Source organism: Paraburkholderia suaedae (assembly GCF_040812055.1).
In the GTDB taxonomy this organism is placed as follows: Bacteria; Pseudomonadota; Gammaproteobacteria; order Burkholderiales; family Burkholderiaceae; genus Paraburkholderia.
The window spans coordinates 3,047-5,231 of record NZ_JBFOAH010000075.1 but is presented as its reverse complement, the minus strand read 5'-3'; the positions used below and the strand labels follow the sequence as shown (position 1 = coordinate 5,231).

The following is a 2,185-nucleotide window of genomic DNA, read 5'->3' as shown; positions in this document are numbered from 1 at the left end:
GATCTTTAAAAACTAACAGCCGATAAGTGTGGGCGCTTGATGCGCGATGCGGTGGGCGGGTTCCGAGGAATCTGCCTGCAGGCAAAAGTATCAAGTCTCACACAGTAATGAAAGAAAGGTCTGGCCTCTCGCAAGAGGGCTGGACACTTCGTCAGTACGTTGAGTGAGCGACCGGTTTCGCAAGAGACCGAAAACAGTAACAGGTTTGAACTGAAGAGTTTGATCCTGGCTCAGATTGAACGCTGGCGGCATGCCTTACACATGCAAGTCGGACGGCAGCACGGGAGCAATCCTGGTGGCGAGTGGCGAACGGGTGAGTAATACATCGGAACGTGTCCTGGAGTGGGGGATAGCCCGGCGAAAGCCGGATTAATACCGCATACGCTCTGAGGAGGAAAGCGGGGGATCTTTCGGGACCTCGCGCTCAAGGGGCGGCCGATGGCAGATTAGCTAGTTGGTGGGGTAAAGGCCTACCAAGGCGACGATCTGTAGCTGGTCTGAGAGGACGACCAGCCACACTGGGACTGAGACACGGCCCAGACTCCTACGGGAGGCAGCAGTGGGGAATTTTGGACAATGGGCGCAAGCCTGATCCAGCAATGCCGCGTGTGTGAAGAAGGCCTTCGGGTTGTAAAGCACTTTTGTCCGGAAAGAAAACCTGTGGGTTAATACCCTGTGGGGATGACGGTACCGGAAGAATAAGCACCGGCTAACTACGTGCCAGCAGCCGCGGTAATACGTAGGGTGCAAGCGTTAATCGGAATTACTGGGCGTAAAGCGTGCGCAGGCGGTCCGTTAAGACAGATGTGAAATCCCCGGGCTTAACCTGGGAACTGCATTTGTGACTGGCGGACTCGAGTATGGCAGAGGGGGGTAGAATTCCACGTGTAGCAGTGAAATGCGTAGAGATGTGGAGGAATACCGATGGCGAAGGCAGCCCCCTGGGCCAATACTGACGCTCATGCACGAAAGCGTGGGGAGCAAACAGGATTAGATACCCTGGTAGTCCACGCCCTAAACGATGTCAACTGGTTGTCGGGCCTTCATTGGCTTGGTAACGAAGCTAACGCGTGAAGTTGACCGCCTGGGGAGTACGGTCGCAAGATTAAAACTCAAAGGAATTGACGGGGACCCGCACAAGCGGTGGATGATGTGGATTAATTCGATGCAACGCGAAAAACCTTACCTACCCTTGACATGTACGGAACCTGGCTGAGAGGCCGGGGTGCCCGAAAGGGAGCCGTAACACAGGTGCTGCATGGCTGTCGTCAGCTCGTGTCGTGAGATGTTGGGTTAAGTCCCGCAACGAGCGCAACCCTTGTCCCTAGTTGCTACGCAAGAGCACTCCAGGGAGACTGCCGGTGACAAACCGGAGGAAGGTGGGGATGACGTCAAGTCCTCATGGCCCTTATGGGTAGGGCTTCACACGTCATACAATGGTCGGAACAGAGGGTCGCCAACCCGCGAGGGGGAGCCAATCCCAGAAAACCGATCGTAGTCCGGATCGCACTCTGCAACTCGGGTGCGTGAAGCTGGAATCGCTAGTAATCGCGGATCAGCATGCCGCGGTGAATACGTTCCCGGGTCTTGTACACACCGCCCGTCACACCATGGGAGTGGGTTTTACCAGAAGTGGCTAGTCTAACCGCAAGGAGGACGGTCACCACGGTAGGATTCATGACTGGGGTGAAGTCGTAACAAGGTAGCCGTATCGGAAGGTGCGGCTGGATCACCTCCTTTCTCGAGCTGAACGTGTCAAACGTTGAGCGCTCACGCTTATCGGCTGTGAAACTGGACAGACTCAGGGGTCTGTAGCTCAGCCGGTTAGAGCACCGTCTTGATAAGGCGGGGGTCGATGGTTCGAATCCATCCAGACCCACCAAGGTCTTGTCTGGTGCTGCTGGCCGTCTGCAACTCCCTGGGAATTCTGCATGACCGGGGGATTAGCTCAGCTGGGAGAGCACCTGCTTTGCAAGCAGGGGGTCGTCGGTTCGATCCCGTCATCCTCCACCAATCCTCAATGCCCAGTGTTCTGTGACGACGCAGAGTGCTAGGCATTGGCGATTGAGCCAGTCAGAGTGATACGCAATCACAGATTGCGCTATCGGCTGTCGTTCTTTAACAATCAGGAAGAAGTAGTAAAGAGATTCACTGATCGCACTTAGAGATGGGTGCGGGTAGGTGA

Annotated in this window: 1 protein-coding gene, 2 tRNA genes and 1 rRNA gene; 3 read left to right on the top strand and 1 reads right to left on the bottom strand. The window is 55.5% G+C overall.

The features are described 5' to 3' along the window. Window positions 1-207 precede the first annotated feature (207 nt). The 3 genes from ABQJ48_RS37335 (at window position 208) to ABQJ48_RS37325 (ending at window position 2,013) form a co-directional block, all read left to right on the top strand. Window positions 208-1,740 (top strand): 16S ribosomal RNA (locus tag ABQJ48_RS37335). 65 nt (window positions 1,741-1,805) lie between these two features. Continuing rightward, window positions 1,806-1,882 (top strand) — tRNA-Ile (locus ABQJ48_RS37330). 55 nt (window positions 1,883-1,937) lie between these two features. After that, window positions 1,938-2,013, top strand: a tRNA-Ala gene (locus tag ABQJ48_RS37325). On the opposite strand, the gene ABQJ48_RS37320 is transcribed toward ABQJ48_RS37325, so the two are convergent. Continuing rightward, the coding region (locus ABQJ48_RS37320; RefSeq protein ID WP_367842872.1) for a hypothetical protein at window positions 2,001-2,185 on the bottom strand (185 nt) is incomplete at its 5' end. The two genes, ABQJ48_RS37325 and ABQJ48_RS37320, sit on opposite strands and share 13 nt — an antisense overlap.